The organism is Halopseudomonas sp., from assembly GCF_041579695.1.
In the GTDB taxonomy this organism is placed as follows: domain Bacteria; phylum Pseudomonadota; class Gammaproteobacteria; order Pseudomonadales; family Pseudomonadaceae; genus Halopseudomonas.
This window is the reverse complement of sequence record NZ_JBFGFI010000111.1, coordinates 1-7,175: the sequence shown is the minus strand read 5'-3', so window position 1 is coordinate 7,175 and position 7,175 is coordinate 1. Positions and strand designations below refer to the sequence as shown.

At 56.6% G+C, this 7,175-nt stretch carries 7 protein-coding genes; 2 read left to right on the top strand and 5 right to left on the bottom strand.

The features are described from left to right. Window positions 1-538, bottom strand: a 538-nt coding sequence (locus ABYA88_RS14640) for an L-lactate permease (RefSeq protein ID WP_373188133.1), incomplete at its 3' end; no start/stop codon positions are given. Window positions 539-846: 308 nt separating this feature from the next. Between ABYA88_RS14640 and ABYA88_RS14635 the strand changes: the two genes are divergently transcribed. Then, window positions 847-1,626 carry an FCD domain-containing protein gene (locus ABYA88_RS14635; RefSeq protein ID WP_373188132.1) on the top strand — a complete coding sequence of 260 codons (780 nt, stop codon included), beginning with the start codon at window positions 847-849 and terminating at the stop codon, window positions 1,624-1,626. Here the strand turns inward: ABYA88_RS14635 and ABYA88_RS14630 are convergent. The 3 genes from ABYA88_RS14630 to ABYA88_RS14620 all read right to left on the bottom strand — a co-directional run bounded on the left by ABYA88_RS14630 (window position 1,623) and on the right by ABYA88_RS14620 (window position 4,485). Further along, complete coding sequence (locus ABYA88_RS14630; RefSeq protein WP_373188131.1) at window positions 1,623-2,717, bottom strand: arsenic resistance protein; 1,095 nt, start codon at window positions 2,715-2,717, stop codon at window positions 1,623-1,625. The two genes, ABYA88_RS14635 and ABYA88_RS14630, sit on opposite strands and share 4 nt — an antisense overlap. A 159-nt stretch (window positions 2,718-2,876) precedes the next feature. Continuing rightward, on the bottom strand, window positions 2,877-3,860 hold the full coding sequence (locus ABYA88_RS14625; protein WP_373188130.1) for a zinc-dependent alcohol dehydrogenase family protein: 984 nt from the start codon (window positions 3,858-3,860) through the stop codon (window positions 2,877-2,879). Window positions 3,861-3,936: 76 nt separating this feature from the next. After that, window positions 3,937-4,485: an Hsp20/alpha crystallin family protein gene (locus tag ABYA88_RS14620; protein ID WP_373188129.1), complete on the bottom strand. Its 549-nt coding sequence runs from the start codon at window positions 4,483-4,485 to the stop codon at window positions 3,937-3,939. A gap of 301 nt (window positions 4,486-4,786) precedes the next feature. Between ABYA88_RS14620 and ABYA88_RS14615 the strand changes: the two genes are divergently transcribed. Continuing rightward, entirely contained in the window at window positions 4,787-6,106 is a 1,320-nt protein-coding gene (locus ABYA88_RS14615; RefSeq protein ID WP_373188128.1) for a PQQ-dependent sugar dehydrogenase, read from the top strand. Window positions 6,107-6,463: 357 nt separating this feature from the next. Here the strand turns inward: ABYA88_RS14615 and ABYA88_RS14610 are convergent, their stop codons facing one another. After that, on the bottom strand, window positions 6,464-6,916 hold the full coding sequence (locus tag ABYA88_RS14610) for a hypothetical protein (protein WP_373188127.1): 453 nt from the start codon (window positions 6,914-6,916) through the stop codon (window positions 6,464-6,466). Between the last annotated feature and the right edge of the window lie 259 nt (window positions 6,917-7,175).

Genomic DNA, 7,175 nt, shown 5'->3' with positions numbered 1-7,175 from the left:
TGCCAATGACCGTTGAATCCAGGCCTGTACTCACGCCCACCACAATAGGCGTGCCCACTGCGCCAAAGGACACCGGCGTACTCTGCACCATCATACCCATCAGCACGGCCGCCATTGCGGGAAAGCCGATCGCCACTAGCAGCGGCGCGGCTATCGCTGCGGGAGTGCCGAAGCCGGACGCTCCCTCGATAAAACAACCGAAAAGCCAGGCGATGATGATGGCCTGGATACGACGGTCTGGACTGATGGTGGCGAAGCCGGCGCGGATCGCGGTAATACCACCGGAATGCTTCAGGGTGTTGAGCAGGAGAATCGCACCGAAAATGATCCACAGCAGTCCGATGGTAATCACCAGACCCTGAAGGGTAGACGCGAGTACCCGGTTGAAACTCATGTCCCAGGCAAATAAAGCGACCGCAGCGGTTATCAGGTAAACCAGTGGCATGGCGCGTCGGGCGGGCAAGCGCAAACCGATCAGCAGGATCGCTGCCACGAGGATCGGTGAAAAAGCCAGAAGGGCAAGGAATCCGGTAGACATGTCGGTTCTCCGCTCAGTAGTGCGCGCAGTGGCACGAGCAGCCCACAACACGATGGTAGGAAAGGGATACGATAGACAAGGTAAGCCTCGGCAGATTATTGGAATTATTGTCGGATCTGTTAAATTGGTAATACCAATTTACAATGAGTAGGGTTCAGACTAAGAGCGCTACCCCAAGCTGTCAATCTGCAGGTTCTACAACTTTGGTCGCACTGGATTCTCCTGAGCGGCTGTTGTTGGTAGACCTGTGGCTGGTTAGACTGGTTCAACAGCTTGTAATAGAGCGCCGGACAAGGGGTCGGAAGCGATTGGAGAAAAATAGGGGTTTCGGTCAGATACACTCGCGCCGTTTATCGGATGACATCGTCGCCAAGCTGGAAGGCATGATTCTCGAAGGCACACTGAAGGCCGGTGAGCGGCTGCCCGCGGAAAGAGTTCTCGCCGAGCGGTTCGGGGTGTCGCGACCATCATTGCGCGAAGCGATCCAAAAACTCGCGGCCAAAGGCCTGTTGGTCAGCCGCCAGGGCGGCGGCAACTATATCTCCGAGGCCCTGGGTTCTGCCTTCAGCGATCCCTTGTTGCCTCTGCTAGAAGACAACCCCGAAGCCCAGCGTGATCTGCTGGAGTTTCGCCATACCCTGGAAGGTTCTTGCGCATTTTATGCCGCGCAACGGGCCACCGAGCCCGATCGCCAGCGTCTGACCGAGGCCTTCGAGGCACTACAGGAGTGCTATTCCCGCGCGGGCGAGGTAAGCCGGGTCGAAGAGGGCGCGGCCGATGCACGCTTCCATCTGGCGATAGCCGAGGCCAGCCATAACGCGGTTCTTTTGCACACGATTCGTGGCCTTTTTGATCTGCTCAAGCGCAATGTGGTGACCAATATCGGCGGCATGTACGCTCAGCGCACCGAAACCCGCGACATGCTCATGCGCCAACACGGTGAGCTGTATCGGGCGATCATGGCAGGTGAGGCGCAGAAGGCGCGCGATCTCTCAGACAGCCATATCCATTATGTTCAGGAGGTGCTGGCTGACGTCCTGGCGGAAAACCAGCGGGTAGCCAGGGCCGAGCGGCGGCAGGGCTTTTAGTCAGTGATTGTCGTCTTGAACAGCCGCTGTGGGATCCACCACAGGTAAAACGTCATCCCGAAAAGCTCAATCAGTGACTGGAATACGATCACCACAACCGTCGTTTCCCAGCCGGCTGGCAAGGCCAGTGCCAGAGGCAAAACCACAAACGAGTTGCGTGTACCCATCGTAAAAGCAAGGGTGCGGCCGGTTTCCATTGGCAATTGCAGCCAACAGGTGAGCCCCCTCGCCATGAGTGCGGCAAGCAGCAGAAAGGTTATGAACACCGGCAGAACTGACAGTAATGCCGGTCCTGCAGAGATTACGGTCCCGACCTGCGCGCCGGCAATCAGGAACACCACAGCCGCCAGCAAGGGCACTGGCCACCAGGCAAGCTTTTCACGCCACATCGCACGCTCCTTCAGGGGAGCTATCCACGCTTCCGTCAGTCCAGCCAGCAATAGGGGCAGGACGATCAACGTGAGCGCAGCAGGAAGCATGCTCATTGTTAGCCGGCCAGCATCAAGTTCGGATGCCGGCATAAAGAGCCAGATGTAGAACGGCAGAAGCAGCAGCTGCAGGAGTAGATTCACTGGCGTGATGGCAATCGCTCTGGCGGTACTGCCACGGCCCAGTTGGGTGAAGGTGATGAACCAGTCAGTGCACGGAACCAACAAAACCAACATCACACCCAGGTGTAGCGCCGGGTCATCGGGAAGCAGCGGCAGAGCCAGCCAGACCAGCAGAGGGATCAGCACAAAGTTGCCAAGTAGCGCCGCCAGTAGATATCGCTTGTCCCGAAAGGCTTCGCGCAGATGCAGTAGCGGCACCTGAACGAAAGTGGCATACAACAGAGTAGCCAGAAGCGGCCATAGCAATGCCTCGAACAAGGGCGCGAGCTCGCCTACGAAAGACCCCGCTGCCAACCCGCAGACAATGGCAACAACGTAGATCCAAACCTGATGGCGTTCGAGATCGTCGCGGGTCATGCCGTCAACGGCCTGATCATTGTCATCCTGCTCAAAATACAAGGTTTGGGATTCCAGCTCGCCTGCGGCGGCCTGGGTAAGTACAGCATGGTGTGCTCCATTGTGGCGGCGGTTCAGACGCAAAACAGTCGAACCTTACCAGCCCTGCATAGTTACATACGCAGAGTACGAAAAGGGAGGCTGCATGGACATTGTACTGACACTATTGGCCGCATTGATTGTGGTACGACGCTATGGGATCAATCTGTGATGGTATTCAGCACGGGGGGCAGGTGCTGAGTATCAAGGCGTGAGTACTATCGCCCCGTTGAATTGTCCGGTCCGTAAACACTCCAATGCGTGATTTGCATCGCGCAGGGAGAAGCGCGTGACATCGCTCTTGATGGGAGTTCGGTGTAGTTCCTCGAAAAAGGTCCTGCCGTCTTCACGGGTCAGATTGGCGACCGACCGGACACTGCGCTCGCTCCACAGCAACCGGTAGGGAAAAGAAGGGATATCGCTCATGTGGATTCCTGCGCAAATTACGCAGCCGCCCTTGTCTGTGGCTGCCAGCGCGAGCGGAACCAGGGCGCCAACAGGGGCGAAGATCAGACTGGCATCGAGCAGATGCGGTGGAGACTGGTCCGAAGCGCCGGCCCATACCGCACCGAGTAACCGTGCATACGCCTGGCTTTTGTCATCGCCTGGACGCGTGAATGCATACACTTGCTGTCCACGCCCTCTGGCCACCTGTATGGCTAAATGAGCCGCCGCGCCGAAGCCATAAAGACCCAGATGACGTGCGTTTCCTGCCATGCGTAACGCCCGGAAGCCGATCAATCCGGCGCACAAGAGCGGGGCAGCCTCTGTGTCAGAGAGATTACCGGGTACAGGAAAGCAAAAGCGTTGATCGGCAACGGTATATTCTGCATACCCGCCGTCCAGCTGACAGCCGGTAAACAGAGCCTTGTCGCAAAGGTTTTCCTGACCGGCTGTGCAAAAAGAGCATTGACCACAGGTCCAGCCAAGCCAGGGAACCCCCACTCGCCGACCAACCCATGTGGCCGCGACTTCCGGCCCTACCGCGACCACTGTGCCGATGATCTCATGGCCAGGCACGCGCGGAAGTACCGCTTGGGGTAATTCGCCATCCACCAGATGCAGGTCGGTCCGGCAAACGCCGCAAGCCAGCACTTTTATCAGTAGTTGATCGGTGCCGGGCGTTGGAATGGGACGCTCTTGCTGCTGTAGTGGCTGGCCGGGTGTCTCCAGAACCATGGCGAGCATAACCATTCTCCACGCCTGCGCCAGGCATCTACTCTTGCCAATTTACAAGCCCGGCGAGAGTAGAACGCTTGCGGATTTATTCACCTTTTATGGGTACGACCTTATCTTTTTTGATTGCTTCAGGCTTTTTCGGTAACGAGACTCTTAGTACTCCTTTGCTGAATTTCGCTTCGATCTTCTCCTCATTGACGCCTGAAGGCAGATTGAAAACCCGCTGAAAAGAGCCATAGCGGCGTTCGCTAAGATGATAGCCTTTGCGTTTTTCCTCCTTGTCCTCCTTCTTCTCCCCTTTGATGATCAGGCTGTCATTGGACATCTTTATCTCTATGTCTTTTTGATCCATGCCAGGGAGCTCTGCCGTGATTTCATAGCTGTCATCTTTCTCTGCGATGTCCACGGCGGGCAACCCCATTCCGGCTGAACCTCGCCCCCAGATCGGCTCGATATCAAAGAATCCATTGCCCATGGGCAATAGCCTCGGGCTGCGATTGAAGTCTTCGAACAGGTGATCGACCTGTTGCCGAAGCTTTTCCAGAGGATGCCAAAGATCGGCAAGTGCTGGATGACTCTCGGCTGGGGTTTCCGCTTCGCGGGTGACCGGTATTTGTTTCTCGGATTTGCTCATTTCACTTCTCCTCTGAATAAGAACCGTTAGCAAAAGTCGATTGACGTCACTGCCGAACAGTGTCGGACAGACGTGTCTCGATGCTGTTTGGCTGTTTGGCTGTTTGGCTGTTGCTGCTGGCGGCTAGCGTTAGCTGCCAACTCAAACAGAAGACCCAGGCCCTATCGGCGGGTTCAATCTTTCGATACAGATTGATCGGAGGAGTTTTTTTCTGCGTTTCCGGTCGTTGGACGCGTGTCAAATAGTTGCCTAGGCTGAAGATGTGTCCCTGAATTTCACGATCAATTGACGGAGGCCCGCCATGCCATTCTTTCTGATTTACAAGATGCTTGCCGGCAGCCATCGGCTACCGGCACGTTCAGCGAGCAGTCTCCATTTATCCGTTCGGTCCACAGCGGGTGCGGTGTTAGCGCTGGCCCTTCTGCAGGCCAGCCCGGTAACCGCTCAGAGTAATGAGACAGCGCTGGATACGGTGCACTCGCTAAGTGCCGGGGAGCTGGCGGTGGAAACGATGGCTACCCTGGAATTTCCCTGGGCGATTGCGATACTGCCCAAGAACAGGATGCTGATAACCGAAAAGCCGGGCCGGTTGCGCGTCTGGGAGGCGGGTAAGCTTTCCGGGCCGTTGAAGGGTGTACCTGAGGTGGTTTATCGGGGGGAAGGAGATCAGGGAGGCCTGCTCGATGTGGCAGTTGATCCGGATCATGAGAGCAATGGCTTGATCTACCTTTCATACGTGGAAGCCGCCGATCAGCAGCCCTCGGGCACTCATGACTTGAATGATGCGCGCTTCTCGACGTCCGTTGATACCACTGACGACATCGTGCGCGGTGGCGCTGTTGCGCGTGCGCGCCTTGATGGCGCGGAGTTGAAAGACGTCGAAGTGATCTGGCGGCAGACGCCGAAAACCTTGGGCCGCGGCCACTTTGGACACCGGCTGACCTTTGGTCCTGGCGGCAAGCTGTTCATTACCTCCGGCGATCGCATGCAGTTCGACCCTGCCCAGAACCTGAGCACCAATCTAGGCAAGGTGTTGCGTATAAACACTGATGGCTCTATTCCTGAAGACAATCCCTTTGTCGGCCACGATGACGCCCTGGGCGACATCTGGAGCTACGGCCATCGCAATATTCTGGCGGCGCTAATGCTCCCTGGCTCCGACCAGTTGCTGGCATTCGAAATGGGTCCACTTGGCGGTGACGAGGTCAATCTCATCAAGCCCGGCAAGAACTATGGCTGGCACGAGGTGAGCAATGGCTCGCATTACAACCGCGCGACCATAGCCCCCCATGCCGGCACGGACGAGTACGAAAAACCGCTGCGCACCTGGACGCCGGTGATCTCCCCATCCGGCGCCATGATCTACGACGGCCCCCTGATGCCAGAGTGGCAAGGTAGTGTGCTGGTAGGTGGGTTGTCTTCCCAGACAATCGTACGCCTGGAAATGGATGGTGAGCGGATAGCAGTAGAGGAACGTATCCCCACTGGTCGTCGAATTCGAGATCTCACTCAGGCGCCCGACGGATCCATCTTTGCCCTCGTCGACGCCAAGGAGGGCAAGCTGGTCCGTTTGTTGCCCGTGAGCACTGACGCGGGTCAGCCGGTGGCGGTGCCAGAGTAGGTTGTGTGCCCCGCCTCACGGCGGGGCGTTTGGGAGTCAGGCATAAAAAAAAGACGTCCGAGGACGTCTTTTTTTGGTATTTGGTGGGCCGGGTGGATTCGAATTCAACTGTTCAAATATTCTGAATAATCAAGCTCAAGGTGGCTATCAGAGCAGTCCCCTGGGCTCGATTTTCAGCTTTTATGCGGCCATCTTCCTCGTAGGTTGCTGGTATTTCCTCGAATTTCTCCATGCCATCACATCTTTAGGAAGGGAAGAGCCCGCTGGAGCGAGTTGAGTAACGCAATTGAATATAAGTGGTCAGTAATGAAGTGTCGCGAGGGCATTAGTCAGCGACAGTACCCCGTGATCAAACCATCATGCCTCTTGCGCCCTTTCTAGAATGTCCGCTAACAGCCGTGCATCCTCAAGCGCATGATGCGGTGGCTTTGGGCCGGAGTAAGTAACCGCAGCGTCACTTTTGATTTCTCCGCGGGACACGTTTGTTGGCAGGCCTGCCGGTCCTGCGAGCCAAGACAGCAGCGGCCAGTCCCAATGAGGAGCGTCACTGATAATCTCGACAAGTCCGAGCTTCCCAAGAAAATCCAGCAGCTCGGTTCGGGCCTGCCCAGTCGTGCGGCCATGGGTTCCGAGGTCCAGCTGCGGGAGCACGACTTCAAGGACAAAGTCGGAGCAATCGCTCTCTTCCCATGCGTCGGTGAGTTCGACATACAGCTCCGGGCCCCGCGGGACAACCAACGCGAGGCTGATCAGCTTGTATGTATATTGATTCAGTGTGGAGAATTCTGTGTCGAGATAGGCACGGCGCATACACGTAACCCCTGTTGGGCTTAGGGTGGGGTCAGATGAACATTAATCTTTTGGTCATCTCTCTCTGGAAATGTTCATCTGACCCTGATTTCTCACGCTCTTCCCATGCCAAATAGGCGAGCCAGATCGGGCGGCAAGTGAAGGAGCCACCGGGTGCAGCAAATCAAGGCAGCCGGCTGATCTCGCGCCTGGTGTAAACATGCGCTATCACGGCGCTGACCATCACCACTACGACGATAGTGTAGAACATCGACACCAT

Excerpts from the sequence above, each read along its gene's own strand:
- ABYA88_RS14610 (WP_373188127.1), bottom strand. The coding sequence starts at position 6,916 with ATGCGCCGTGCCTATCTCGACACAGAATTCTCCACACTGAATCAATAT.
- ABYA88_RS14615 (WP_373188128.1), top strand. The coding sequence starts at position 4,787 with ATGCCATTCTTTCTGATTTACAAGATGCTTGCCGGCAGCCATCGGCTA.
- ABYA88_RS14620 (WP_373188129.1), bottom strand. The coding sequence starts at position 4,485 with ATGAGCAAATCCGAGAAACAAATACCGGTCACCCGCGAAGCGGAAACC.
- ABYA88_RS14625 (WP_373188130.1), bottom strand. The coding sequence starts at position 3,860 with ATGCTCGCCATGGTTCTGGAGACACCCGGCCAGCCACTACAGCAGCAA.